The organism is Actinoplanes solisilvae, assembly GCF_003999975.1.
GTDB lineage: Bacteria > Actinomycetota > Actinomycetes > Mycobacteriales > Micromonosporaceae > Actinoplanes > Actinoplanes solisilvae.
In genome coordinates this window covers 310,605-336,223 of record NZ_RJAC01000002.1, presented here as the reverse complement: position 1 = coordinate 336,223, position 25,619 = coordinate 310,605, and the positions used below count along the sequence as shown (strand labels likewise).

Here is a 25,619-nt window from a genome sequence, read left to right as displayed (position 1 = left end):
CCGTGAAGGTCAAGCCGAGCGTCAAGCGGATCTGCAACAACTGCCGGGTCATCCGGCGGCACGGCCGCGTCATGGTCATTTGCAAGACCGACGCGCGCCACAAGCAGCGCCAGGGCTGATCGCCCCAAGCTGCCAGATCCGGCATCACGAAGAGCTCGTCCCCGCCACGTCTCGTGGCGACACCCCCGGTGCGGAGGCCGGGGCCCGTCCGGGCAGACGGGGTGGGATGAGCGCAGACCTCCGAACGATTTCGAGGAGTACGCCCGCATATGGCTCGTCTCGTCGGCGTCGATCTGCCCCGCGAAAAGCGGATGGAGATCGCGCTCACCTACATCTACGGGATCGGTCGCACGCGTGCCGTTGAGGCACTGACCGCCACCGCGATTGACCTGAACAAGCGTGCCAAGGACCTCACGGACGAGGAGCTGGTCCAGCTCCGCGACTACATCGAGTCCAACTTCAAGGTTGAAGGCGACCTTCGCCGCGAGGTCGCCGCGGACATCCGCCGCAAGGTTGAGATCGGCTCCTACGCCGGCATCCGCCACCGCCGGGGCCTGCCCGTGCGTGGACAGCGGACCCGTACGAATGCTCGTACCCGCAAGGGTCCGAAGCGCACGGTCGCCGGTAAGAAGAAGCCCGGTCGGAAGTAATAGGAGCGCACTGACTTATGCCACCGAAGGCACGCGCTGGGGCCGCAGTCAAGAAGGTCCGGCGCAAGGAACGCAAGAACGTCGCCCACGGGCAGGCGCACATCAAGAGCACCTTCAACAACACCATCGTGTCGATCACCGACCCGACCGGTGCTGTCATCTCCTGGGCCTCGTCGGGTCAGGTGGGCTTCAAGGGCTCCCGCAAGTCGACTCCGTTCGCCGCGCAGCTGGCCGCCGAGGCCGCCGCTCGCCGGGCGATGGAGCACGGCATGCGCAAGGTCGACGTGTTCGTCAAGGGTCCCGGCTCCGGCCGCGAGACCGCGATCCGTTCGCTGCAGGCCGCCGGCCTCGAGGTCGGACAGATCAGTGACGTCACGCCGCAGCCGCACAACGGATGCCGTCCGCCGAAGCGCCGCCGGGTCTAAGGGAGAGATCGAAGCATGGCTCGTTACACAGGGGCGGACTGCAAGCGCTGCCGCCGCGAGAAGATGAAGTTGTTCCTCAAGGGCAGCAAGTGCGACGGGCCGAAGTGCCCGTTCGAGTCGCGTCCCTTCCCGCCCGGCCAGCACGGCCGTGGCCGGACCAAGGAGACCGAGTACCTGCTCCAGCACCGCGAGAAGCAGAAGGCCCGCCGCGTCTACGGCGTGCTCGAGAAGCAGTTCCGCGGTTACTACGAGGAGGCTGTCACCAAGCCCGGCAAGACCGGTGAGGTGCTGCTGCAGATCCTCGAGTCGCGTCTCGACAACGTCGTCTACCGGGCCGGGCTCGCCCAGTCCCGCGACATGGCCCGGCAGCTGGTCAAGCACGGCCACTTCCTGGTCAACGGCGTGAAGGTCGACATCCCGTCGTACCGCGTCAAGGAGCACGACATCGTGACCACGCGGGAGAAGTCGAAGGAGATGACCCCCTTCGTCGTCGCCCAGGCTCAGGCCGGTCAGCGGCCCGTTCCGGCGTGGCTCGAGCCCATCCCGAGCGAGATGAAGGTTCTCGTTCACTCGCTCCCGGCCCGGGCTGTCATCGACACCCAGGTCCAGGAGCAGCTGATCGTCGAGCTCTACTCCAAGTAGGGCTTGCGGGTGCCGGCCGCAGTGGCCGGCACCCGACAGACGGCCATCAAATAGTGGGTGGCCTGACAGAAAGAAGAAGTTAAGTGCTCATCAGCCAGCGGCCCTCCCTGTCCGAGGAATCGATCAGCGAGACCCGCTCCCGGTTCACCATCGAGCCTCTGGAGCCGGGCTTCGGGTACACCCTCGGCAACTCCCTCCGGCGTACCCTGCTGTCGTCCATCCCCGGCGCGGCGGTCACGAGCATCAAGATCGACGGCGTTCTGCACGAGTTCACCACCATCCCCGGTGTCAAGGAGGACGTGGTCGAGCTGGTCATGAACGTCAAGGAGCTGACCGTCAGCTCCGAGCACGACGAGCCGGTCAGCATGTACCTGCGCAAGCAGGGCCCGGGCGACGTCACCGCCGGTGACATCCAGCCCCCCGCCGGCGTGTCCGTGCACAACCCCGACCTCAAGCTGGCCACGCTCAACAGCAAGGGCCGGCTCGACATGGAGCTCACCGTCGAGCGGGGCCGTGGCTATGTCACGGCGGCGCAGAACAAGAGCGCCGGCGCCGAGATCGGCCGCATCCCGGTCGACTCGATCTACTCGCCGGTCATGAAGGTGACCTACCGCGTCGAGGCGACCCGAGTCGAGCAGCGTACCGACTTCGACCGCCTGATCATCGACGTCGAGTCCAAGGCGTCCATCTCGCCGCGCACCGCCCTGGCGTCGGCCGGCTCCACGCTGGTCGAGCTCTTCGGGCTCTGCCGTGAGCTGGACGAGACCGCCGAGGGCATCGACATCGGTCCGTCCCCGCAGGACGCGCAGCTCGCTGCCGACCTGGCCCTGCCGATCGAGGAGCTGGACCTCACGGTCCGGTCGTACAACTGCCTCAAGCGCGAGGGCATCAACAGCGTGGGCGAACTGATCGGGCGGACGGAGGCCGACCTTCTGGATATAAGGAATTTCGGTCAGAAGTCGATCGACGAGGTCAAGATGAAGCTCGCCGGAATGGGCCTGGGCCTCAAGGACAGCGCGCCGTCCTTCGACCCCGCGCACGTCGTGGACTCGTTCGGCGACGTGGACTACGACACCGACGATTACCGCGAGACCGAGCAGCTCTAATAGCCCGGCCGCCTTTAACAAGGAGCATTTGGAATGCCCACGCCCACCAAGGGAGCCCGCCTCGGCGGCAGCCCGGCGCACGAGAAGCTCATCCTGGCCAACCTGGCCACCGAGCTTTTCCGGCACGGGAAGATCAAGACCACTGAGGCCAAGGCCCGCCGGCTGCGCCCCCTGGCTGAGCAGCTCATCACCAAGGCCAAGCGCGGCGACCTGCACAACCGTCGCCGGGTGCTGGCCACGGTGAAGGACAAGGACGTCGTGTACGCCCTGTTCGAGCAGATCGCTCCCCGTTACGGCAACCGGCCGGGTGGCTACACCCGGATCACCAAGACCGGCCCGCGCAAGGGTGACGCCGCTCCCATGGCCGTCATCGAGCTGGTCGAGGAGCTGCAGGTCGCGGCGACCACCGCGCCGGCGAAGAAGGCGGCCCGCAAGGCCGCCGCCCAGCAGGACAAGGTCGAGGCTCTGGCCCCCGAGACCGAGGCTCCGGCCGCCGTCGCGGACCAGGACTCCGAGCCGCCGGTGAGCGCTTCCGGCGACAAGGCCGAAGGCGACGACGCCACCAAGTAAGTCCTACTGACCGGCCCGGTACCCACGCTTGGGTGCCGGGCCGGTTCTTTTTATGTACGAGTCCTGTCTTGTCCGGGACCAGCGCGTGTCCCGGGCCGCCGTCGTTGGTCACGGCCGAAGAGAGAGTTGCGGTCATGGAATCGATCCGCCTGCGTCTGGACGTCTCCTACGACGGCGCGGATTTCTCGGGGTGGGCGATCCAACCCGGACGGCGAACGGTCGCCGGTGTTCTGGTCGAGGCGCTCGCCCGTCTGGTGGGTGCGGATGTGCCGTTGGGCCTGACGGTCGCCGGGCGCACCGACGCCGGGGTGCACGCCACCGGGCAGGTGTGCCATGTGGACCTGCCGGTCGAAACCTTCGCCGAGCTGGAGTCGTCGCTGCTGCGGCGGCTGGCCGCGCTGATGCCGGGCGACGCGCGAGTGCGGGCTTTCACGCCGGTGCCGTCCACCTTCGACGCCCGGTTCTCGGCGACCTTCCGGCGCTACGAATACCGGGTCGCCGACACCGTGTGGGGGCCGGAACCGTTGCGCCGCAACGACACGATCGGCTGGGTGCGGCCGCTGGACGTCGGCCGGCTGAACGTGGCCTCCGCGGGGTTGACCGGCGAGCACGACTACGCGGCCTACTGCAAGCGGAAAGAGCACGCCACGACCGTGCGGGCCATCACGCGGCTCGACTGGCGGCGTGACCCGGACGGGATCGTGGTGGCCACCGTGCAGGCCGACGCGTTCTGCCAGTCGATGGTGCGCAGCCTCGTCGGCGCGTTGCTGACCGTGGGGGACGGGCGGCGCGATCCGGGGTGGCCGTCGACGCTGCTGGCGCTGTCGGAGCGGTCGAGCTCGGTCACGGTGGCCCCGGCGCACGGGCTCACGCTGATCGCGGTCGGCTACCCGGACGAGGGCGACTACGCGGCGCGGGCCGAGGCTACCCGTCGGCTGCGGGCCTGACGACACCGCCGAGGTAGGTGTCGACGAGTTCGGAGTTGATGCGCTCGGCGTACGGGTCGTCGCCCGGCACCAGTTCGCCGCCCGGGCGCGTGATCACGCAGTAGAGCAGCAGGTTGTCGCGGGTGCGCCAGCCCACGCGGGCGGTCGCCGGGTCGCCGCCGCCCGCGGGGACCGTCGTGAAGCCGCCGTCGTTGCTCTCGACGAGGCCGCGTACGAGGCTCTGGACCTCAGTGGCCGCCGCGGCGTCGGGGAGGGCGAAGACCCCGGCGGTGACGCGATAGCCGCCGTACGGGGCGGTGAGGCCCGCGCGCACCACCTCGCGGCACCCGTGGCCGGCCAGCACCGAACCGAGCTCGCCGGTGGTGGCCGTGCGGCAGTCGGCGTCGAAGTGGCGCATCTCGACCCGGTAGGCCCCCGTGGCGCCCGCCGGACGAATCTCGTCGCCGGGGAAGAGCTCGCCCAGCGACGGCGGCTGATCGGGAGCCAGGGGCACCGAAGTCCGCTGGTGGCGATCCGAGGCCAGCACCAGGAACCCGATCATGACGGCGAGGCCGAGCAGGATCGCTCCGGCCAGGCCGCGGGTGAGCCACTGCGCGGCCCGTTGCGGCTCGACCGTCGCCCGTCGCCGATGACCGCGCTCGGGGGGTGGCGCCGGCGGCGGCCGGTGCAGTCCACCCGGTCCGATGCCGCGAACCAGGAGCACCAGGCCGCCGTCGGCGGTCGCGCGGTGGGCTGGACGAAAGGGGGTGCCGAACCGCATGGCGACCACGCTAAAAGCGCACCGTGATCGATGAACGCACAGAATGTGCGGCACCCCGCCGAACGTCGCCGCGCGGCCCGGCGGCAGACTGGTCGGGTGACCGCCGATCATTACTTCAGCGCCGAGCCGGCCGCGCCCGAGGTGCGCGGCGAGATCGAGTTCAACGTCGCCGGCCGGGACTACCGGCTGACCGTCGCGTCCGGCGTGTTCAGCGCGGGCCGGCTCGACCCCGGCACCGCCGTACTGCTGCGCAAGGCCGACCTGCCCACGGCCGGGGTGACCGGCACGTTCCTCGACCTCGGCTGCGGCTACGGGCCGATCGCCTGCGTGCTGGCCAGCGAGGCGCCGGGGGCCGTCGTGCACGCGGTCGACGTGAACTCGCGCGCCCGCGAGCTGACCGCCCTGAACGCCGCGACGCTGGGGCTGGCCGGCCGGGTACGCGTCGAGGCGCCCGACGAGGTGCCCGCCGGTGTCACGTTCGACGAGATCTGGAGCAACCCGCCCACCCACGTCGGCAAGGCCGAGTTGCGCGCGATCATGGAGCGCTGGCTGCCCCGCCTGACGCCGGAAGGGGTGGCCTGGCTGGTGATCAACCGGCATCTGGGCGGTGACTCTCTGCACGCCTGGCTGGTCGAGAACGGCTGGGAAGTCGAGCGGGTGGCCAGCCAGAAGGGCTTCCGAGTGCTGAAAGTCGCCGCGAAAACCAGCTGAGTTTCTTCTCGGTGGCCGGGATGATGGCGGCCATGGGTTACGTGGATGTCGCCGGGGCCGGATTCGTGCTGCCCGACGGGCGCCGGCTCTTCGCCGACGTCGCGTTCCGGGTCGGCGAGGGGGCCAAGGTCGCGCTGGTCGGGCCGAACGGCGCGGGCAAGACGACGCTGCTACGCATGGTGGCGGGGGACCTCGCGCTGCCCGAGGGCACCGTCGCGCGCTCCGGCGGCCTCGGGGTGATGCGCCAGTTCATCGGCATGATCGGCGACGATCGTACGCTCGCTGATCTGGCTATCTCGCTGGTGAAACCCGACCTGCGGCAGGCCGGCGAGCGGCTGGCGAAGGCGACCGCCGCGCTTGACGAGACCGAGCGCAGCCAATTGGCGTACGCGAATGCTCTGGCCCATTGGGGTGAGGTCGGGGGCTACGACACCGAGGTGCTCTTCGACACCGTGGCCGTGGCGATTCTCGGCAAGTCGTGGGACGAGGTTCGCGACCGGCCGGTGCGGACGCTCTCGGGCGGTCAGCAGAAGAGGTTCGCGCTCGACCTGCTGCTGCGCGGCGACGACGAGGTGCTGCTGCTCGACGAGCCTGACAACTTCCTCGACGTGCCCGGCAAGCGCTGGCTCGAGACGCGGCTGCGCGAGTCGCCGAAATCCGTGCTCTACGTCTCGCACGACCGTGAATTGCTGGCCCAGACGGCCGGCCGGGTGGTCACCGTCGAGGGCGGCGGTGCGTGGACCCATCCGGGCGGCTTCGCGTCGTGGCACGAGGCGCGGGTGAACCGGCACGACCGCATGGAGGAGAACCACCGTCGCTGGGAGGAGGAGCACCAGAAGCTGAAGGATCTGGTGTTCACGCTCAAGCAGAAGGCGACCTTCAACGACGGCCTGGCCTCGCGCTATCAGGCCGCCCAGACCCGGCTGCGTAAGTTCGAGGAGGCCGGACCGCCCCCGCTGCCGCCCAAGGACCAGTCGGTGCGCATGAACCTGCGCGGCGGTCGCACGGCCAAGCGGGCGGTGATCTGTGAACAGCTCGAGATGGAGAACCTGACGTTCCCGTTCGACCTGGAGATCTGGTACGGAGACCGGGTCGCCGTGCTGGGAGCTAACGGCACCGGCAAGTCGCACTTCCTGCGGCTGCTCGCGGCGGGCGGCAGCGATCCTGAGGCCGAGAACAAGCCGGTCGACGGTGCTCCGCTGGCCCACGTGGCCCATACCGGCGTGGCACGGCTCGGCGCCCGGGTGCGGCCGGGGCACTTCTCGCAGACCCACGACCGGCCCGAGCTGCTCGAACGCACGCTGGTCGAGATTCTGTGGCGGGGCGACGAACATAGGTCCGGTGTGGACCGCGCCGGGGCGATGAAGGCGCTCAACCGATACGAGCTGGCGGCTCAGGGGGATCAGCGGTTCGGCACGCTTTCGGGCGGTCAGCAGGCGCGGTTCCTGGTGCTGCTGCTGGAGCTCTCGGGGGCGACGGTGTTGCTGCTCGACGAGCCGACCGACAACCTCGACCTGGCGTCGGCCGAGGCGCTCGAGGAGGGGCTGCGCCAGTTCGAGGGCACGGTGATCGCGGTCACCCACGACCGGTGGTTCACCCGCTCCTTCGACCGCTTCGTGCTGTTCCGAGGCGACGGCGAGGTTGTCGAGACGCCCGAACCAGTTTGGGACGTGCGCTAGTTTTTCGGCGCCCGGACGGGATATGGTCCGGGAACAACACCCACGGGAGTCCGGTGCACCGGGCTGAGAGGGAGGCTGTCGCGGCCTCCGACCGTCGAACCTGATCCGGATCATGCCGGCGCAGGGAGGAGCGTCCGTTGTCGTTTCCGCGTTTGCATATCGTCACCGACTCGATCGACGTCGTGCGCGGCGTGCTCGGTCTTGGGCCGGTGGCCGTCCAGGTCAGAGTCAAGAGCAACGACCGCGAGGCGTACGCCCTGACGATGGCCGCCCTTGCGCTGTGCCGCCCGGCCGGCGCGTTGTGCCTGGTCGATGATCGGGTCGGGGTGGCGCTCGCGGCCGGGGCCGACGGGGTGCACGTCGGGGCCGACGATCTGCCGGTGGCGGCGGCGCGGCGGGCTCTCGGGCCGGCCGCGATTCTGGGGGCGACCTGCCGGAACGCGGCCGATGCGCGCGCCGCGGTGCGGGCCGGGGCCGGCTATCTCGGGGTCGGGCCGGCCTTCGCCACGACCTCGAAGAACGGGCTGCCCGATCCGATCGGGGTCGAGGGCGTGTCGGCCGTGGTTCGGGCCGTGCCGGGGACGCCGGTGATCGCGATCGCCGGGATCACACCGGAACGCGTGGCGTTGCTGGACTCGTACGGCGTGGCCGCGATCTCGGCGGTGGCCGGCGATCCGGCCGGGGCCACGGTCGAGTTCTTGAAGGCACTCGATGCTCGCTGGACTGCACGGGCGACCACTGCCGGGACGACCGCCGCCAACCGCGGAGAGCCGGCGTGAGCGGCGTGAGCGGCGTGGCGATTGTCGGGGGCGGCATCATCGGGCTGTCGATCGCCTGGCGGCTTGTGCGCGAGGGCGTCGACGTCACCGTCTACGACGACGGGGTCGACGGGGCCTGGCACGTCGCGGCGGGCATGCTCGCGCCGGGCGGGGAGTCCGCGTTCGAAACTCCGGCGCTGGTCGGGCTGCTAGAACGGTCGGCCGAGTTGTGGCCCGGGTTCGCCGCCGAACTGGGGGCCGACGTCGGCTATGACGAGACGGGAACGCTGAGTCTGGCGATGACCGCCGACGACGTGGCCGAGGCGTCCCGCGTCTGGGACCGGCGGAAACTGACCCGGCTGCGGCCCTCGGAGTTGCGCGAGCTGGAATCGTCGCTGTCCCCCCGCGTACGGGCCGGGGCCCTTGATCTTCAGGAACGCCAGGTCGATCCCCGCCGGGTCGTAGCCGCTCTCCGCGCTCGACTCCGGATCGTCCCTCGCCGCATCACGGATCTATCCGAACTGGACGGACCGGTAGTGGTGGCGGCCGGCTGCGGCACGGCGGCGTTGACCGGGCTGCCGGTGCGGCCGGTGAAAGGCCAGGTGCTGCGGCTGCACGGCGAACCCGGGCTGCTGCGGCACGTGCTCGACGCCACCGTGGACGGCCGTGAGGTCTACGTCGTGCCGCGTGCGGACGGCGAGGTCGTGGTCGGCGCGACCCAGGAGGAGCGCACCGACCGGCTGGTGACCGCGGGTGCCGTGCACGACCTGCTGCGCGCGGCGATCGATCTGTTGCCCGCGCTGGCCGAGTTCGAACTGGCCGAGACGACCGTCGGTCACCGCCCCGGTACGCCGGACAACGCCCCGCTGCTGGGACGGCTCGACGACCGGGTCGTGGTCGCGGCCGGTCACCACCGCAACGGGGTGCTGCTGGCGCCGGTCACCGCCGACCTGGTCGCCCGTCTGCTGCTCACCGGCGAGGCGGATCCGCTGCTCGCCGGCTTCTCGCCGAGGAGGTTCCGATGAGGTTGACGGTCAACGGGCGGGGGTTCGACAGCGATCGGGCGCTGTCGGTGCAGGCCCTCGTCGAGACGATCACCGAGGCCCGGCGGGGCGTCGCGGTCGCGGTAAACGGCGAGGTGGTGCCGCGGTCGACGTGGGCGGCCACCCCGCTGACCGACGGCGACGCGGTCGAGGTGCTGACCGCGGCGCAGGGAGGCTGACGATGCCGCAGCAACCGCGTCAGCATCGGCGAGCCCAACCCCAGCTCTTCGACAAGTCACGGCTCATTCTCGGCACGGGCGGGGCGAACAGCCTGGCCGCGCTCGAGGAGGCGATCGTCGCGTCGGGGACCGACCTGGTCACCGTGGCGCTGCGCCGGGTCGACGCGGCCGGGCCGGGCCTGCTGCCGATGCTCGACCGGCTCGGCGTGCGGGTGCTGCCGAACACGGCCGGCTGCTACACCGCCGGGGACGCCGTGAAGACCGCCCACCTGGCCCGGGACGCCTTCGAGACCGACCTGATCAAGCTCGAGGTGATCGGCGACGAGCGAACCCTGCTGCCGGACGGGGTCGAACTGCTTCGGGCGGCCGAGACCCTGGTCGGCGACGGGTTCACGGTGCTGCCGTACACGAGCGACGACCCGATCCTGGCCCGCCGGCTGGCCGACGTGGGCTGCGCCGCGGTGATGCCGGCCGGTTCGCCGATCGGCTCGGGGCTGGGCATCTCGAACCCGCACCACATCCGCCTGATCCGGCAGAGCGTCGAGGTGCCGGTGGTGCTCGACGCGGGCATCGGCACGGCCTCGGACGCGGCGCTCGCGATGGAACTGGGCTGCGACGCGGTGCTGATCGCCAGCGCGATCACCCGCTCCGACAACCCGGCCACGATGGCGTCGGCGATGCGGCACGCGGTGCTCGCGGGGCGGTTCGCCTTCGAGGCCGGCCGCATCCCGCGCCGCTTCCACGCGGTGGCCTCCACACCGGACGAAGGACGGGCCGAATGGTGACGCCGGAAGGGCTCGTCGTGCTCACCGACCGGCGAGCCACGGCCGGGCCGCTGGTCGAGGTGGTGCGGGCCGCGGTTCGCGGCGGCGCCGCGTGGGTCATTCTGCGCGAGCGGGACCTGCCGCGTGCGCAACGGGCCGCCCTGGCCGATGAGTTGCGCGCGGTCGTACCGCATTTGATCGTGGCCGGCCCGGACCCGCTGGACGGCGACGCGGTACACCTGGCCGAACGCGACCCGCTCCCGGACGGCGACGTGACCCTGATCGGCCGTTCCTGTCATGACGTGCCCGATCTGTCCATCGAGCACTACGTGACGCTCTCTCCGATCTGGCCGACCGAGAGTAAACCGGGGTACGGGCCCGCGGTAGGACCGAATGCGGCGGCAGAACTGGCCGGCGACGTCCCGTGGCTCGCTCTCGGCGGCGTCGACCGGGCCGCGCGGGCGGCCGAATGCGCGGCGGCCGGGGCCCGGGGCATCGCCGTCATGGGAATCGTCATGCGGGCTCGCGACCCCGAGATGGTCGCCGCCGAACTGGCGAACGCGTTCGCCACGGTGGGGGCGTCGTGACGCCGCCGGTGGTGCTGACGATCGCCGGGTCGGACTCCGGGGGCGGGGCCGGGATTCAGGCCGATCTGAAAACGTTCGCGGCCCTGGGGGCGTACGGCGTCTCGGTCATCACGGCGGTGACCGCACAGAACACGTTGGGTGTCACCGCGATCCACCCGATTCCGGTCGACGTGGTGGCGGCGCAGCTTGACGCCGTACTGGCTGATTTCGAAGTGGCCGCGGTCAAGGTCGGCATGATCGGGGATCCGGCGATCGCCCGGCTGGTCGTCGAGCGCGCTGATCGTCTGCCCAACCTGGTCGTCGATCCGGTGCTGGTGGCGACCTCGGGGGCGCGGCTCGCCTCGACGGCTTCGGTTGCGCCCCTGGTGGCGTACCCGTGCGTGGTGACCCCGAATCGGCAGGAGGCGGCCGCTCTCGTCGCGGGCCGGGTCGAGACGGCCGACGAGATGGAAGCCGCGGCTGAGCTGCTGGTCGACAAGGGCGCGCGGGCGGCGGTGGTGACCGGCAGCGAGCTGGCGATCGACGTGCTGCGCTTCGACGGGAAAACCGAGACGTTGCGGGGCGAGCAGGTGGCCACGGTCAACAACCACGGGTCGGGCTGCACCTTTTCGTCGGCGATCGCGGTGCGGCTGGCCGCGGGTGATCCGGTGCCGCTGGCCGTGCGCAACGCCAAACGCTATGTCGCGGCCGCGCTGACCGGCGGACGTGATTGGCGGCTGGGCGCCGGGCCTGGACCGCTGAACCACTTCGCCCCCTGAATTTTGGCGGGACGGTTCGTGACCCCTCGCGCCCGTCCGACGCCGCTTTTATCCGAATTGGAGAGAAATGCGACGCAAGGTGTACGTCGAGGGCCCGCGCCCCGACATCCAGGTGCCATTCATGTCGGTCGAACTCAGCGGCGGCAACGACCCCGTCCGGCTCTACGACACATCCGGTCCGGGCAGCGACCCCGAGGTCGGGCTGCCCCCGCTGCGGAAACCCTGGGTGAGCGGCCGCACCCAACTCGCCTCGGCGCGGGCCGGCGTGATCACACCGGAGATGGAGTTCGCGGCCGTGCGCGAAAACGTGCCGGCCGAACTGGTGCGCGCCGAGATCGCGGCCGGCCGGGCCGTGCTGCCGGCCAACCACAACCACCCGGAGACCGAACCGATGGTGATCGGATCGCGGTTCCTGGTGAAGGTCAACGCGAACATCGGCACGTCGGCCGTGACGTCGTCGGTCGCCGAAGAGGTCGAAAAACTGACCTGGGCGACGCGGTGGGGCGCCGACACGGTGATGGACCTGTCGACCGGGCCACGCATCCACGAGACCCGCGAGGCGATCGTACGGAACTCGCCGGTGCCGATCGGGACGGTGCCGATCTATCAGGCACTCGAGAAGGTCAAAGGCGACCCGGTGAAGCTGACCTGGTCAGCGTTCCGCGACACGATCATCGAACAGGCCGAGCAGGGCGTCGACTACATGACGATCCACGCCGGGGTGCTGCTGCCGCACGTGCCATTGGCCGCCGACCGGGTCACCGGCATCGTGTCGCGCGGCGGCTCGATCATGGCGGCCTGGTGCCTCGCCCACCACGAGGAGAACTTCCTCTACACGAACTTCGAGGAGCTCTGCCGGATCTTCGCGGAATACGACATCACGTTCTCGCTCGGCGACGGGCTGCGGCCCGGCTCGATCGCCGATGCCAACGACGAAGCCCAGTTCGCGGAGCTGCGTACGCTCGGAGAACTGACGCATCTGGCCTGGGAACACGACGTGCAGGTGATGGTCGAAGGGCCCGGCCACGTGCCGATGCACAAGATCAAGGAGAACGTCGACCTGCAGGTTTCACTGTGCGGCGGGGCGCCGTTCTACACGCTGGGGCCGCTGACCACCGACATCGCGCCGGCGTACGACCACATCACGTCGGCCATCGGGGCGGCGATGATCGGGATGTTCGGGACGGCGATGCTCTGCTATGTGACCCCGAAAGAGCACCTGGGGCTGCCGAACAGGGACGACGTGAAGGCGGGGATGATCGCGTACAAGATCGCGGCGCACGCGGCTGACCTGGCTAAAGGGCATCAAGGGGCGCAGGAGTGGGATGACGCGCTGTCGAAGGCGCGGTTTGAGTTCCGGTGGGAGGACCAGTTCGAGCTGGCCCTGGACCCGGGGACGGCGCGGGCCTATCACGATGAGACGCTGCCGGCCGAACCGGCTAAGACGGCGCACTTCTGCTCGATGTGCGGGCCCAAGTTCTGTTCGATGAAGATCAGTCATGAACTGAAGGCGCAGGGGATGGGGCAGAAGTCGGCCGAGTTCGTGGCGGGGGGCGGCAAGGTGTATGTGCCGCTGAGTACGCAGTAGACGGTTTCCACAACCTGCGGGCGCCCGGGGCCGTGGCGTTGTCAGCCGCGGCCCAGACCGCTCACCCAGTCGCTGATCTCGCCGTCCGGCCGCTGCTGCTGCGGCGGCAGTTGCCCCGACTGCGGCGACTGGGGCGACTGGGGCTTGGCGAAGCCGTCGAACGGCGGCATCGTGATGACCCCGGTGTCCGACGGGCGCAGCTCCTCAGCCGGGCGCTGGGCGGCGGCGCGAGCCGCGACCGAGGCCCGGGCACTGACCGCGGCCCGTCCGGTGATCGCCTGCGCCGCCCCCGCGCCGGGCAGCGGACTGTTCGAGACCGAGTTCGCCGCCTTGGCGATGGCCGAGTCGGGCTTGGCGTCCCGTTGGGGCAGAGGCGGGTGCTCGGCGGCGGCGCGCTCCGGCGCGTCGCCGTCCTTGGCCGGCCCGCGGCCCAGCACGGCGATGAGAACCGAGCCGAGCACGCCCGCCCCGGTCGCCGTCATCGCCGCCCAGTAGGGCAGCTCCTGTCCGCGCCCGCTCCCGGGACCGGCGATCAGGTAGGCGAGGGTCAGCAACGCCGGCCCGGGCAGCCCGGCCAGGGCGATCGAGGCCATCGACAGGCGCTTGCGGCGGGCGGCGATGCCGATCACCAGGCCGCAGATCAGGGCGATCGCCGGCATCGTGGCCAGCGACGCCTGCTCGGCGAGGTCGTCCGGCACGAAACCGGCGTCGAGCACGCCGAGGCGTACGAGGGAAGGCTTGTCACCCGACCGCAGCGTGGGCGCGACCGACACCAGCGCGAGCAGCCAGATCACGGCGCTCGTGGTGGCGAGACTCCAGCGTGCGGCGTTGCGGCCCAGGGCGGCGTACGCGGCCAGGACGCCGGCCACCGCACCGAGGATCGCGCAGGCACCGATCACGAAGACCGCGTCCACCCCGACGACCTGGGCACTGCGCGCCGGTTGCATGGTCAGCGGGACGATCAGCGCCGCCCCGAAGCCGGCCGCCGTGCCCGCGACGAGCCGGGTCGTCGCGCCGGCCCCCGCGGGGAGCCAGGCGCGACCGACCAGGCCACCAGCGGCGGCCGCGGTCATCGCGAACCACGCGACCCAGGCCAGCTCAGCGGTCCAGCCGTCACGCGCAGTGATCTCTACGGCACGGGTCAGGTCGAGGACGCCCAGCCCGTAGGCCAAGCCCAACTGACCCGCCCCAACCAGCGCCGCGGCGCCGAATGCGGCCCCCACCAACTTCGCTCGGGTGCGAAAAGCCATGACCGGCACGTTACGGTTTCCTCGCCTACGCGCTCAACAGCGGGACCGGATTCTTAAAATCCCGCTTAGGTATTTATACGAAGAGTGATCGGTTCAGGCCATTAGAAGATCATGGAGCAGGGCGCTGCACCGAGCGACCTCATCGGAGTGCGCGGTGCGGCCCAGCGTTCTCGGCCGGGGAATGCGGACGTCCACGATCTCGCGCACCCGGCCCGGACGGGGGCTGAGCACGACCACCCGGTCGGCCAGCAGCACCGCCTCGTCGATCGAGTGGGTGACGAAGACGGTGGTCGCCTCCTGCTCCATGTGGATGCGCTGCAGCTCGACCGACAGCTCCTCGCGGATCAGCGGGTCGAGCGCCGAGAACGGCTCGTCCATAAGCATCACCTGAGGACGGGCGATCAGGGCCCGGCAGAGGGCGACCCGCTGCTGCATGCCGCCGGAGAGCTCGTGCGGGAGCCGCTTCTCGAAACCGGTCAGGCCGGTCAGGGCGAGCAGCTGCTCCGCGCGGTCGCGATACTCCGCCTTGCGGAAGCCGAAGATCTGCACCGGCAGCAGCACGTTGTCGAGCACCGTACGCCAGGGCAGCAGGGCCGGGCGCTGGAACATCATGGAGACGTCCCGCCGGGGCTTGACGACCCGCTCGCCGCCGACGTCGACGCGGCCGCCGGTCGGCGGGAGCAGGCCCGCGATGAGTCGCAACAGCGTCGACTTGCCGCAGCCGGAACGGCCGACGATCGCGACGAACTCGCCGTCGGCGACCTCGAGGCTGACGTCGCGCAGCGCCTCGACCGTGCCCGACCGTCCGGTGAACGTGCGGGACACGCCGTCGATCTTGATCATGAGGCCAGCCGCCACCGGCCGCTCCGGGCTACCAGCAGGGTCAGCGCCTGCGGCATGAGGCCGGAGTGGTTGTCCGGGGTGAGCCGGATCGGGCCGGAGAGACCGTCCACCTGGGAGGTCTCGATGATCTCGCGGATGCGCGGGCGGTCGGCGCCCACCCGGGCCACCGCGTCGGCGACCAGGTCGGCGGCGTCGGCGGCGAACGAGGCCACGCCCGAGTAGCTGCCGTACCGGGACGTGTAGTCGCGGAACCACTGCTTGCGGGACGACTTGGCCGGCGTCGTCGCGATCACGTCGTCGATCGCCAGGATCTGGGTGAACACCAGGGTGGAGCCGTTCATGGCCGCGACCCCGGCGGTCGGGATGAACAGGTCGGTCGCCGAGGCCGCGTCGAAGTAGATCTTGCCCTGGTAGTCGGCCGCCTTCGCGTCGACGGCGGCCTGCTGGGCCAGGTCGGGCGGGGTGAGGATGATCAGCGCACCCGGGTCGCTGTCGGTCAGGGTGCCCACGGCCTGGGCGATGTCGGCGGCACCGGGCTTGACCGAGCGCGAGCCCTTCACGTCGATGCCGGTGCCGTCCAGCGCCTGGTTGAACGCCGTGTTCGCACCCTTGCCGTAAAGGTCGCTGGTGTAGAGCACCGCGACGTTCGGGATGCGCGCACGGGTTAGCTCGTTGACCAGCGCGGCGCTGCTGTCGGCCGAGTTCGGGCCCAGCTTGAAGACGTACTGCCGTTCGGCGACCGGGCTGGTCACCTCGTCGGAGGCGGCCAGCGAGATCGTCGGCACGGCCTTGTCGTTGATCGTCTTGGCCGCGTCGACGACGCACACGTCGCAGGTTCCGGTGACCACGGCCGCGACCGTCTTGTCGTCGGCGAAGGAATTGATGTTGCGCAGCGACGCCGTCGGATCGTTGCGGTTGTCCGTCGTGCGCAACTGCAGCACGCGGTCGCCGAGCTGACCGGACGCGTTGATCTGTTCGATCCGCAGCTGCAGGGCACGGGCGTACGCGGTGTCGACCGGCGACGAGTTGTTCAGGTCGGCGGCGATGACCACCACCTGCTTACCGTCGCTGTCGTCCGAGGAGCAGCCGGCCGCACCGGAGACGAGGAGCATCGATGCCACAGCGGTTGCCGCGGTGATGCGGGAAGGCCGCACTGCGGAGCCTCCTAAGAGGGCGGGAAGGCGAAAGTGCCGGCAGCATCGTGGGCCGCCGGCGGGCGCGCCGACACGGACAACGTGTCCGTTCGATCGCGCCAAACCTTGCCAACGTGAGAGCGCCTGGTCAAGCGGAGCACCATCGATGAAACGAGACAGTTGTCTCACATAATGGTTGAAATCTTGGGGGTTTCGAGTGACCGAGTCGTCACGGGATGTCGCGGTCGATATATTCGCGCACGTCAAAGCAGTTTGCTTGTCGATTGTGGAACTGTCGAGATTGCTTGCAGTCGGTCACCGAAGTCGTTTCCGGGTGTTTCCAGACTTCCCAAAGGGATGTCCGCTCTGATGAAATTCCCGGGCCGCACCAGATTCTGCGGGCGAAGAACCACGGGCAAGACCACGGAGGAGAAGTCGTGAGCACCGGATCTTCGACCCAGGTGACGCGCCGTGGTGTCTTTCCCCGTCTGCGTGACGCGCGGATCCGCGCCAAACTGGCCATCATCCTGGTTGTTCCGTTGGTCGCCGTTGTCGCCCTCGCCACCACCCGTCTTGTCGATGTCGGACAGCGGGCGTCCGAGGCCGGAACGGTCGAAGAACTGACCAAGCTGGAGACCGACATCTCGGGTCTCACCCAGCTTCTGCACGTCGAGCGTATGGCTGCCGCCGCCTATCTCGGCCGGCCCACGCTCAAGCCCGACACCTACCAGGCCGCGGTCCGCGCGACTGACGCGCAGATCCAGACCTACCGTGCGAACCGGGCCGCCATCGAGGACGCGCCCAAGGCGGTCAACGACCGTCTCGTACGGATCGACGACCACCTCAACACCATGGACGCGACCCGCACCGCGGTCGGTGACCGAAGCGGCATCGCGGTCGCCGAGGCAGTGTCCCGCTACAGCGTGGTGATCACCGACCTGGTCGCGTACGGCGAGGCGGTCAGCCAGTTCGCCGGGGACGGCGAGGTCGCCGACCAGTTGCGCGCCATCGCCGCGTTCGCCCGCGCCAAGGCCGGCACCGCCGACCAGGAAGCGGTCTCGTACGCGGCCCGGGTCATCAAGGACAACAGCGCCGAGCAGCGCACCGCGTTCATCGCGACCCAGACCGGCCAGCAGGAGGCGCTGCTCTCCTTCTCTCTGGTGGCCGACGCTCAGCAGCGGTCGCTGGTCGACAACGTGGTCAGCGGCGACGCCGTCAACCTGGTCGACAGCCTGGCCACCCGGCTCGCCCGGGCCGACAGCAGCGGCTCGGTGCGGGCCGAGGAGATCACCGAGGCCTTCGGCGCGGTCGTCGACCTGATGCGCTGGGCCGAGCGCGAGCTCGAGTCCGACGTGGTCGCGCAGGCGTCCGCCGACCGCGACGGCGTCGTACGCCAGGCCGCGATCGAGTCGGCCGCGGTCGTTCTCGTCCTCATCCTCGCGATCGTGCTGGCCGTCATCCTGGCCCGCTCGCTGAACATGTCGCTGCGCCGGCTGCGTGAGGGCGCCCTCGCGGTGGCCAACCGCGACCTGCCCGACGCCGTGGCCAAGCTGCGTGACGCCCGCAACCTCGGTGAGGGCGGCGCCGACGAACTGGTACGCCAGGTACGCGACCCGATCCAGCTGCCCAACCGCGACGAGATCGGCCAGGTCGCCCAGGCGTTCAACGTCGTTCACCGCGAAGCGGTCCGCATCGCGGCCGAGCAGGCGGCCCTGCGTACCAGCGTCTCGACGATGTTCCTCAACCTGGCCCGGCGCAGTCAGTCGCTGGTCGACCGGATGATCGGCGAGCTCGACCAGATCGAGCGCACCGAGGAGGACCCGAAGAGGCTCGCGCAGCTCTTCGAGCTCGACCACCTGGCCACCCGGATGCGCCGCAACGACGAGAACCTGCTGGTGCTGGCGGGTGCCGACTCCAGCGCCCCGCGCCGCGAGGACGCGCTGCTGGTCGACGCGCTGCGCGCCGCGCAGTCCGAGGTCGAGCTCTACAACCGCATCGAGTTCGGCACGGTCGACACCGACATCTCCATCGCCGCGCTCGCCGTCAACGACGTCGTGCGTCTGGTCGCCGAGCTGCTCGACAACGCCACCCGCTTCTCGCCGCCCACCACAATCGTGGTCGCCGACGGCCGTCGCATCCGCGACTACGTGGTGATCCAGGTCGAGGACCGCGGGCTCGGCATGTCCGAGGAGCAGATGGACCAGCTCAACCGTCGCCTCTCCGAGCCGCCGAGCGTCGACGTGGCCGCGTTCCGCCTGATGGGTCTGGCCGTCGTGGGCCGGCTGGCCGACCGCTACGGCATCCGCGTCGAGCTGCGGGCCAACGTCGAGGGCGGCACGGTCGCCCAGGTCACCCTGCCCAGCAGCATCGTCGTGCTGCCGAGCCGGCGTGACACGCACGGCCCGCGCACCCCCGAACTGGGCGGCAACCCGTACGGCGGAAGCTGGGACGCGCAGACGGGCCGGGCCGCCACGGCGACCCTGCCGGCGATCGCGCCGGAGCCGTGGCGCGAGCCGACCCCGCCGCCGCAGAGCGCGCACCCGCAACTGCCGATGTTCCCGTCGCAGCGACCGCCGTCCGACCCGGAAGTGCAGCCGACGCCGAACCGGCCTCCGCTGCCGACCCGCGTCTCGCGGACGATCGACGCGACGAACACCTCGCCGACGATGAACGGCTTCGCCGCCGCCACCCAGGCTCACGAGACGATCCGGCCCACGCCGGCGCCGATGCCGGCCACGCCGCCCGCCCCGACCGGGGGCAACTGGGGAGCCGCGCTGGCCGCGATGCCGCCGGTGCCGTCCCCGCCGGTCGCCCCGGTGGCCGACGACCGCAACGACGCTCCGATCTTCGTGCAGATGCAGCAGAGCTGGTTCCGCAACCACGAGCAGTCGAGCCAGGAGGAGTGGGGTATGCCGACCGCCGGCTACGCCCCGCCGCCCAACAGCCCAGCGCCGGCATCGAAGGCCGAGGCCCCGGCGCCGGCCGCCCCGCCGGTCCCAGTCGCGAAGCCGGCCCCAGTCGCAAAACCAGCTCCGACCTCGCCGGCCCCCGCGCCGGCATCCCCGGCGCCCGCTCCCGCGAGCACCGGGCACAATGGACCGTCGGTTCCGAAGCAGCGCTCCGCTGCCGAGGATCGATGGAGAACAGCCGCAGACGACGGGTGGAAGTTGGCGATGGCAGCGGCGGAACCGGTCGACGCCGGCACGACGCGGTCGGGCCTCCCCAAGCGTGTACCCCAGGCGCAGCTCGTGCCCGGCGGTGTGCAGCCCGGGCCGCGCAACCAGAACCGTCGCAGCCCCGATGAGGTCCGCGGTCTGCTTTCCGCGTATCACCGGGGAGTGCAACGCGGGCGTACGGACGGCACTGCCGAGGCCGACGCCTTCCAGGCTAAGGAGAATGACCAGTGACCAGGCCCCCCACCATGCAGGACATGGGCTGGCTGCTCAACAACTTCGCCAACAGCGTGGCCGGCATCGCCCACGTCGTGGCGGTGTCCGCCGACGGTCTGCTGCTGGCGGCGTCGCGTGACCTGCCCGCGGACCGGGCCGACCAGCTGGCCGCCATCACGTCCGGCGTGGTCAGCCTGACCGACGGCGCGTCGCGCATGTTCAGCGCGGGCGCCGTCAACCAGACGATCATCGAGATGGACAGCGGCTACCTGTTCCTCATGTCGATCAGCGACGGCTCCTCGATGGCCGTGCTGGCCGCGCGAAGCTGCGACGTGGGACAGGTCGGCTACGAGATGGCCCTGCTGGTCGAGCGGGTCGGCGCTTCGCTGTCGCCGACCGCGCGTGAAGCAGTCAGTCATTAGCCGCCGGTTCGACGGAAGGGGGTGATCGCAGGTGGGACAGCCGCAGGACCCGAGAGGCAACCTGGTGCGCCCGTACGCGGTCACCCGCGGACGTACCGAACCGCGCCGGGACATCCCGATCGAGGCGGTCCTGGTCGCCAGCCAGGCCGGTTTGCAAGAGGCTCGGTTCGCCGGGCATGACAAATACCGCATCGCCGTGCTGTGCGAGGCGAAGGCGCAATCGCTGGCCGAACTCTCAGCGCTGACCCGGCTTCCGCTGGGTGTGGCGCGGGTGCTGGTCGCGGACATGGTGGCCGACGGGCTGCTGTCATTGCACAGCGCCGCTCCCAAGACTGGGTTCACGGAGCGGATGGATCTGCTGGAAAGGGTGTTAAGTGGACTTCGCAAGCTCTGAGCGGGCGGGGGCGCAACCCAAAGAGATCACCTCGGCGAAGATCGTCATCGCCGGAGGCTTCGGCGTGGGTAAGACGACGCTGGTCGGCGCGGTCTCCGAGATCGAGCCGCTGACGACCGAGGCGGTCATGACCTCGGCCGGCCAGGGGATCGACGACGCGTCCAAGGTGCCCGGCAAGGGGACCACGACGGTGGCGATGGACTTCGGCCGCATCACGATGGCCGACGATCTGATCCTCTACCTTTTCGGCACGCCCGGGCAGACCCGTTTCTGGTTCATGTGGGACGAGCTGATCCGCGGCGCCGTCGGTGCGGCCGTGCTGGTCGACACCCGCCGGATCGCGGACGCGTTCGCCCCGCTCGACTACTTCGAGAACCGCCACCTGCCGTACCTGGTGGCGTTGAACTGCTTCGACGGCGCGCCGCGCTACGAGCCGGACGAGGTGCGCGAGGCGCTGGCCATCCCGGCCCACGTCCCGCTCATCATGTGCGACGCCCGGCACCGCGACTCGGTCAAGCAGGTGCTGGTCGGCGTGGTCGAACACGCCATGGCGACCCTGGTGGCCGAACAGAGTGGTGGACAACCGACCCCGGTCGGATAGCAAGTCAACCGCGGATGTCGTAGCGGGGTGGTGGGTTACCGACCGTCGCTCCCGCCGAGGGCCCGGGCGGGCCGAGCAGGGCGCTGGCGCGCCCAGAACGCTCGACCCACCCGGGCGGCCTGCGTAAGTGGGCGCGCTCGAAAAACCGGTCAGACCGGCAGGCGATAGCCGCGCTTGACGACGGTCTCGATGACCCCCGGCGCGTTCAGGCCGGCCCGCAGACGGGCGACGGCCATCTCGACGGCATGCTCGTCGGCGCCGCGGGGAAGAGCGTGCAGCAATGCCGCCCGGGACAGCACGCGGCCGGGCGCGGCGGCGAGTGTTCGCAGCACGGCCATCGGCGCCGGGGCCAGCGGACGCAGTTCACCGTCGATGACGGCGGCATGGCCGCGCAGCGTCAGCGAGTGGCCGGCGACCTCCAGCGACACCGCGCGCTGAGGCAGCTCGTCGACGATCGTGCGCACCAGGGCGCTGAGCCGGGCCCGCGGCGGCGCCACGATCGGCACGTCGTGCCGACGCAGGGGAGCGGCGGTGACCGGGCCGACACAGGCGACCAGAACGTCGGAGCGGAAGGCGTCGAGCACGGCGTCGACGTCGGGCGCGGCCCGCAGCAGGGCCAGCACGGCCGGGGCGGCGGTGAACGTGACGGCGTCGACCAGCCGGGCCGTGATCAGGTCGACCAGGCGCTGCAGGGGCGCGGCGTCGATCGGAGGCGCCCAGCGATAGACCGGAACCTCGATCACGCGGGCGCCCGCGTTCTCCAGCGCCTCGGTGTATTCGGGCTGCCGTTCGCCGTGGAGTTGCATGGCGACGGTCAGGCCGGCGATCCCGCGCGCGGTGAGGTGGTCGACGACCTCTTCATAGCCCTCGCCCTCGGGTGACCACTGGTCGTGCAGCCCGGCCGAGCGGACGGCCGCGCGCGCCAGGGGGCCGCGGGCGACCAGATAGGCCCGGGAGAGTACGGCGCGGAGCGGTTCGGCCAGACCCCAGCCTTCGGCGGCCTCGAGCCAGCCGCGCATGCCGATGCCCGTGTTGACGAGCACGATGTCGGGCGGGGTGTCGAGGCAAGCGCGGGTCGCGGCCCTGAGCTCGGCGTCGTCGGCGATCGGGACTATGCGCAGCGCGGGGGCCAGCACGACGCGGGCGCCGCGGCCCTCGAGCAGGGTGGCCAGCTCGTCGCGGCGGCGGTCGGCGGTGACCCCGATCGTGTACCCGGAGAGCGACGCGGCCGGCTCGGCCAGGGCGGCCGCTGTGATCACCGTCCGGCGCGGTCCCCCCGTACGGTCGATCATCCGGCCGTCTCGAGATCAGGGTTCAGAAGTCGTGGCGCGGCCGGTCGGTCCACCGAAGGGCACGCTCGGAGTCCGCCGTCCTCAGCGTCGACCCGCTCCCATGTCACGCCTGCGGTCTCCGCCGTACCTCCGCCCGGCGCGCGCCACAACTCCTCTTCGCCTGACCGGGAAGCCGGTCCGGCGGTCACCGTCAGGTCCGTCCTCAACCCTGACGGTGGCTTTTCCATAGTGCGTCGTCCTCGCACGCGGGAGCCATGACGGGCCCGCGTCGTCGAGGTGTCAGCACCGTTGGCCATGACCGAAGCGTGCCGTCGGTGAATTTCGCCGTTGCGTCCCGTTTGTTTCGAGCCTGCTAAGAGGTGCTGGTGTGTGACCCCGGTGACGGTCTGTTGGGGCTCCGGGTCCCGCTGTCGGGCGCGTCCGAGCCGCCGGGTATGCTGGCTGAGGTTATGTTTGGAGGTCGCGTCCGTGGGTCTTGGGCGGGGCCACCGATCGTGTAGCTCTAGGCTCTAGAACACAGCTTCCAGACCAGCACGTTTTGACCACGCGCCGCGCGGCCGGGTATTGTTGCCTGCTGTTGTGCGACAGCTGCGAGTCAGCCCTCCGGGGTAGGCTCAAAGTTCGCGAAAGCCTGCGACCAGCGCGCGACCCCAGACCGACGACAAGACAAGGTAATTCTGTGCGTACGTACAGCCCGAAGCCGGGTGAGATCGAGCGTCAGTGGCACATTATCGACGCTTCTGACGTCGTTCTGGGCCGCCTGGCCACTCACGCCGCCACTCTCCTGCGCGGCAAGCACAAGCCGATCTTCGCCCCGCACGTCGACACCGGCGACTTCGTTGTGATCATCAACGCTGGCAAGGTGGCCCTGACCGGCAACAAGCGGCAGACCAAGGTCGCCTACCGCCACTCGGGCTACCCGGGCGGCCTCAAGCAGGTCGGCTACGAGGAGCTGCTCACCAAGCGCCCCGAGAAGGCCGTCGAGATGGCCATCAAGGGCATGCTCCCGCACAACAAGCTGGCGCGGCAGATCATCAAGAAGCTGAAGGTCTACCCGGGCGCTGAGCACCCGCACGCCGCTCAGCAGCCGAAGCCGTTCGAGATCACCCAGGTCGCGCAGTGAGCGCGGGAGAAGGCAGCAGCATGTCCGACATCATCGAGCCCGAGGTCGTCGAGACCGTCGAGGAGCCGGCCGAGACGGTTGTCGTCGTCGAGACGCCCGCGCCGGCCCCGGTCCGCGCCCCGCGTCCCGGTGACCGTCCGATCCAGACCGTCGGCCGCCGCAAGGAGGCCATCGTCCGGGTGCGCCTCGTGCCCGGCACCGGCAAGATCACCTGCAACGGCCGCGACCTCGAGGCCTACTTCCCCAGCAAGGTGCACCAGCAGCTCATCCGTGAGCCGCTCGTTACCGCTGAGAAGGAAGAGCAGTTCGACGTGATCGCGAACCTGCGCGGCGGCGGCATCACCGGCCAGGCCGGTGCGCTCCGCCTCGGCATCGCGCGGGCGCTCATCACGAACGAGCCCGACGACCGTCCCGCCCTCAAGAAGGCCGGCTTCCTCACCCGTGACGCCCGCGTCAAGGAGAGCAAGAAGTACGGTCTCAAGAAGGCCCGCAAGGCTCCGCAGTACTCGAAGCGCTGATTTTGCGCCGAGTCTGACACGGCCGGGTGGTGTTCCTGGGTTTCTCAGGAACCTGCCCGGCCGTTTGCGTTCCCTCCCCTCAACGACGCACACACGGTCCGGTCCAAGGCGGCCGGCGAGAGGAAGACCTTCATGGGGCGACTGTTCGGCACCGACGGCGTACGCGGTCTCGCTAACGGGGACCTGACCCCTGAGCTTGCCCTCAGCGTGGCGGTCGCGGCCGCACGGGTCCTGGTGGAGAGCGACAGCAGCCACACTCCACTGGCGATCGTCGGGCGTGACCCGCGGGCCAGCGGCGAGATGCTCGAGGCGGCCGTCGTCGCCGGTCTCACCAGCGCCGGAGCCAACGTGGTGCGGGTCGGCGTGCTGCCCACCCCCGCAGTGGCCTACCTGGTCAGCCAGACCAACGCCGACCTCGGCGTGATGCTGTCCGCGTCGCACAACCCGATGCCCGACAACGGCATCAAGCTCTTCGCCGCCGGCGGCACGAAGCTGCCCGACGAGCTGGAGGAGCGCATCGAGCGCGCGGTCGAGGACGGGCACGGCACGATCGGCCGTCCGACCGGCGCCGGCATCGGCCGGGTCAACGACCTGCTCGACGGGGCCGAGCACTACATCAAGCACCTGGTCAGCGCCCTGCCGAACCGTCTCGAGGGCATCAAGGTCGTGGTCGACTGCGCGAACGGCGCGGCCAGCGAGGTGGCCCCGGTCGCCTACGAGGAGGCCGGCGCCGAGGTCATCGCGATCCACGCCGACCCGGACGGCTACAACATCAACGACGAGTGCGGCTCCACGCACCTCGACAAGGTGCGCGAGGCCGTGCTGGCCGCCGGTGCCGACCTGGGCCTGGCCCACGACGGCGACGCCGACCGCTGCCTGGCCGTGACCGCCTCGGGTGAGGTCGTCGACGGCGACCAGATCATGGCGATCCTGGCGCTGGCGATGCGCGACGCCGGAACGCTGACCGACAACACGCTGGTCGCGACCGTGATGAGCAACCTCGGGCTGCGGATCGCCATGAAGCAGTCCGGCATCAAGCTGATCGAGACCAAGGTCGGCGACCGGTACGTGCTCGAGGCGCTGGACGCGGACGGCCTGGCGCTGGGCGGCGAGCAGAGCGGGCACATCGTGATGCCGGCCTTCGCGACCACCGGCGACGGCGTGCTGACCGGCCTGCACCTGATGGCCCAGATCGCCGCGAGCGGCAAGTCGCTGGCCGACCTCGCCGCGGTCGTCCACAAGCTTCCCCAGGTGCTGATCAACGTACGGGTCGGCAACCGCGAGGCGGGCGCGGCGGCCCCGGCCGTCCAGGCCGCCGTCGCGCTGGCCGAGAACGAGCTGGGCGAGACCGGCCGCGTGCTGCTCCGCCCGTCGGGTACCGAGCCGCTGGTCCGCGTCATGGTCGAGGCCGAGACGGAGGAGCAGGCCCGCGAGGTCGCCGAGCGCATCGCCGACGAGGTCCGCGCGGCCAGCCCCGCCTAGCAGCC

At 70.4% G+C, this 25,619-nt stretch carries 28 protein-coding genes and 1 riboswitch; of the genes, 23 read left to right on the top strand and 5 right to left on the bottom strand.

The features are described from left to right. Positions 1–2: 2 nt before the first annotated feature. From rpmJ to truA, 7 genes are all read left to right on the top strand, one after another. Positions 3–119, top strand: a complete 117-nt coding sequence (gene rpmJ, locus EER30_RS08380; protein WP_015619018.1) for a 50S ribosomal protein L36 — start codon at positions 3–5, stop codon at positions 117–119. 150 nt (positions 120–269) lie between these two features. Further along, positions 270–650, top strand: coding sequence for a 30S ribosomal protein S13 (rpsM, locus tag EER30_RS08375; RefSeq protein WP_127499774.1), 381 nt, complete (start codon positions 270–272; stop codon positions 648–650). 17 nt (positions 651–667) lie between these two features. After that, a complete protein-coding gene (gene rpsK, locus EER30_RS08370) occupies positions 668–1,075 on the top strand; it encodes a 30S ribosomal protein S11 (protein ID WP_014440747.1) in 408 nt (135 codons plus the stop codon). Between the two features lie 15 nt (positions 1,076–1,090). Next, positions 1,091–1,717, top strand: a complete 627-nt coding sequence (rpsD, locus tag EER30_RS08365) for a 30S ribosomal protein S4 (RefSeq protein WP_127499773.1) — start codon at positions 1,091–1,093, stop codon at positions 1,715–1,717. A gap of 83 nt (positions 1,718–1,800) precedes the next feature. Next, positions 1,801–2,823 carry a DNA-directed RNA polymerase subunit alpha gene (locus tag EER30_RS08360; RefSeq protein ID WP_127499772.1) on the top strand — a complete coding sequence of 341 codons (1,023 nt, stop codon included), beginning with the start codon at positions 1,801–1,803 and terminating at the stop codon, positions 2,821–2,823. A gap of 33 nt (positions 2,824–2,856) precedes the next feature. After that, positions 2,857–3,393: a 50S ribosomal protein L17 gene (gene rplQ, locus EER30_RS08355; RefSeq protein ID WP_127499771.1), complete on the top strand. Its 537-nt coding sequence runs from the start codon at positions 2,857–2,859 to the stop codon at positions 3,391–3,393. A gap of 134 nt (positions 3,394–3,527) precedes the next feature. Continuing rightward, positions 3,528–4,340 carry a tRNA pseudouridine(38-40) synthase TruA gene (truA, locus tag EER30_RS08350; RefSeq protein ID WP_127499770.1) on the top strand — a complete coding sequence of 271 codons (813 nt, stop codon included), beginning with the start codon at positions 3,528–3,530 and terminating at the stop codon, positions 4,338–4,340. Here truA and EER30_RS08345 read toward each other — a convergent pair. Then, positions 4,318–5,100: a hypothetical protein gene (locus tag EER30_RS08345; RefSeq protein ID WP_127499769.1), complete on the bottom strand. Its 783-nt coding sequence runs from the start codon at positions 5,098–5,100 to the stop codon at positions 4,318–4,320. The genes truA and EER30_RS08345 overlap by 23 nt on opposite strands. A gap of 96 nt (positions 5,101–5,196) precedes the next feature. Here EER30_RS08345 and EER30_RS08340 point away from each other — a divergent pair, with 96 nt between their 5' ends. The 9 genes from EER30_RS08340 to thiC all read left to right on the top strand — a co-directional run bounded on the left by EER30_RS08340 (position 5,197) and on the right by thiC (position 13,167). Further along, positions 5,197–5,811: a class I SAM-dependent methyltransferase gene (locus EER30_RS08340; protein WP_127499768.1), complete on the top strand. Its 615-nt coding sequence runs from the start codon at positions 5,197–5,199 to the stop codon at positions 5,809–5,811. Positions 5,812–5,843: 32 nt separating this feature from the next. Beyond that, positions 5,844–7,490, top strand: a complete 1,647-nt coding sequence (locus tag EER30_RS08335; RefSeq protein WP_127499767.1) for an ABC-F family ATP-binding cassette domain-containing protein — start codon at positions 5,844–5,846, stop codon at positions 7,488–7,490. 32 nt (positions 7,491–7,522) lie between these two features. Further along, positions 7,523–7,634, top strand: a riboswitch (TPP riboswitch). Beyond that, complete coding sequence (locus EER30_RS08330; RefSeq protein WP_240669888.1) at positions 7,628–8,269, top strand: thiamine phosphate synthase; 642 nt, start codon at positions 7,628–7,630, stop codon at positions 8,267–8,269. It overlaps the preceding riboswitch by 7 nt. After that, entirely contained in the window at positions 8,266–9,273 is a 1,008-nt protein-coding gene (thiO, locus tag EER30_RS08325; protein ID WP_240669887.1) for a glycine oxidase ThiO, read from the top strand. Before EER30_RS08330 ends, thiO begins: the two co-directional genes overlap by 4 nt. Continuing rightward, positions 9,270–9,470, top strand: coding sequence for a sulfur carrier protein ThiS (thiS, locus tag EER30_RS08320; RefSeq protein WP_127499766.1), 201 nt, complete (start codon positions 9,270–9,272; stop codon positions 9,468–9,470). The genes thiO and thiS overlap by 4 nt, the downstream gene beginning before the upstream one ends. Before the next feature lie 2 nt (positions 9,471–9,472). Beyond that, entirely contained in the window at positions 9,473–10,255 is a 783-nt protein-coding gene (locus tag EER30_RS08315; RefSeq protein WP_127499765.1) for a thiazole synthase, read from the top strand. Continuing rightward, on the top strand, positions 10,249–10,821 hold the full coding sequence (locus tag EER30_RS08310; protein ID WP_127499764.1) for a thiamine phosphate synthase: 573 nt from the start codon (positions 10,249–10,251) through the stop codon (positions 10,819–10,821). Before EER30_RS08315 ends, EER30_RS08310 begins: the two co-directional genes overlap by 7 nt. Further along, the gene (gene thiD / locus EER30_RS08305) at positions 10,818–11,579 is read left to right on the top strand and encodes a bifunctional hydroxymethylpyrimidine kinase/phosphomethylpyrimidine kinase (protein ID WP_127499763.1); all 762 of its coding nucleotides are present in this window, start codon (positions 10,818–10,820) and stop codon (positions 11,577–11,579) included. The genes EER30_RS08310 and thiD overlap by 4 nt, the downstream gene beginning before the upstream one ends. A gap of 67 nt (positions 11,580–11,646) precedes the next feature. After that, positions 11,647–13,167 carry a phosphomethylpyrimidine synthase ThiC gene (gene thiC, locus EER30_RS08300; protein WP_127499762.1) on the top strand — a complete coding sequence of 507 codons (1,521 nt, stop codon included), beginning with the start codon at positions 11,647–11,649 and terminating at the stop codon, positions 13,165–13,167. A 41-nt stretch (positions 13,168–13,208) separates the two neighbouring features. Here thiC and EER30_RS08295 read toward each other — a convergent pair whose 3' ends face one another. The 3 genes from EER30_RS08295 to EER30_RS08285 form a co-directional block, all read right to left on the bottom strand. Next, entirely contained in the window at positions 13,209–14,417 is a 1,209-nt protein-coding gene (locus EER30_RS08295) for a hypothetical protein (protein WP_127499761.1), read from the bottom strand. A gap of 93 nt (positions 14,418–14,510) precedes the next feature. Continuing rightward, positions 14,511–15,260 carry an ABC transporter ATP-binding protein gene (locus EER30_RS08290; RefSeq protein ID WP_127499760.1) on the bottom strand — a complete coding sequence of 250 codons (750 nt, stop codon included), beginning with the start codon at positions 15,258–15,260 and terminating at the stop codon, positions 14,511–14,513. Continuing rightward, complete coding sequence (locus EER30_RS08285; protein WP_240669886.1) at positions 15,257–16,414, bottom strand: ABC transporter substrate-binding protein; 1,158 nt, start codon at positions 16,412–16,414, stop codon at positions 15,257–15,259. Before EER30_RS08285 ends, EER30_RS08290 begins: the two co-directional genes overlap by 4 nt. A gap of 416 nt (positions 16,415–16,830) precedes the next feature. On the opposite strand from EER30_RS08285, the gene EER30_RS08280 reads away from it, so the two are divergent. The 4 genes from EER30_RS08280 to EER30_RS08265 are packed head-to-tail and all read left to right on the top strand — an operon-like array spanning position 16,831 to position 21,199. Then, entirely contained in the window at positions 16,831–19,800 is a 2,970-nt protein-coding gene (locus EER30_RS08280) for a nitrate- and nitrite sensing domain-containing protein (RefSeq protein WP_240669885.1), read from the top strand. Continuing rightward, positions 19,797–20,204 (top strand): roadblock/LC7 domain-containing protein, encoded by a 408-nt coding sequence (locus EER30_RS08275; protein ID WP_127499758.1) that lies wholly within the window; start codon positions 19,797–19,799, stop codon positions 20,202–20,204. The genes EER30_RS08280 and EER30_RS08275 overlap by 4 nt, the downstream gene beginning before the upstream one ends. 31 nt (positions 20,205–20,235) lie before the next feature. Beyond that, a complete protein-coding gene (locus EER30_RS08270; protein WP_127499757.1) occupies positions 20,236–20,598 on the top strand; it encodes a DUF742 domain-containing protein in 363 nt (120 codons plus the stop codon). Further along, entirely contained in the window at positions 20,579–21,199 is a 621-nt protein-coding gene (locus EER30_RS08265) for a GTP-binding protein (protein WP_127499756.1), read from the top strand. Before EER30_RS08270 ends, EER30_RS08265 begins: the two co-directional genes overlap by 20 nt. A 149-nt stretch (positions 21,200–21,348) precedes the next feature. Here EER30_RS08265 and EER30_RS08260 read toward each other — a convergent pair whose 3' ends face one another. Further along, positions 21,349–22,491: a uroporphyrinogen-III synthase gene (locus EER30_RS08260; protein ID WP_127499755.1), complete on the bottom strand. Its 1,143-nt coding sequence runs from the start codon at positions 22,489–22,491 to the stop codon at positions 21,349–21,351. A 679-nt stretch (positions 22,492–23,170) separates the two neighbouring features. On the opposite strand from EER30_RS08260, the gene rplM reads away from it, so the two are divergent. From rplM to glmM, 3 genes are all read left to right on the top strand, one after another. Next, the gene (rplM, locus tag EER30_RS08255; RefSeq protein ID WP_127499754.1) at positions 23,171–23,614 is read left to right on the top strand and encodes a 50S ribosomal protein L13; all 444 of its coding nucleotides are present in this window, start codon (positions 23,171–23,173) and stop codon (positions 23,612–23,614) included. Positions 23,615–23,634: 20 nt separating this feature from the next. After that, on the top strand, positions 23,635–24,132 hold the full coding sequence (gene rpsI, locus EER30_RS08250; protein ID WP_127499753.1) for a 30S ribosomal protein S9: 498 nt from the start codon (positions 23,635–23,637) through the stop codon (positions 24,130–24,132). A gap of 132 nt (positions 24,133–24,264) precedes the next feature. Beyond that, positions 24,265–25,614 carry a phosphoglucosamine mutase gene (gene glmM / locus EER30_RS08245; RefSeq protein WP_127499752.1) on the top strand — a complete coding sequence of 450 codons (1,350 nt, stop codon included), beginning with the start codon at positions 24,265–24,267 and terminating at the stop codon, positions 25,612–25,614. Positions 25,615–25,619: the final 5 nt, after the last annotated feature.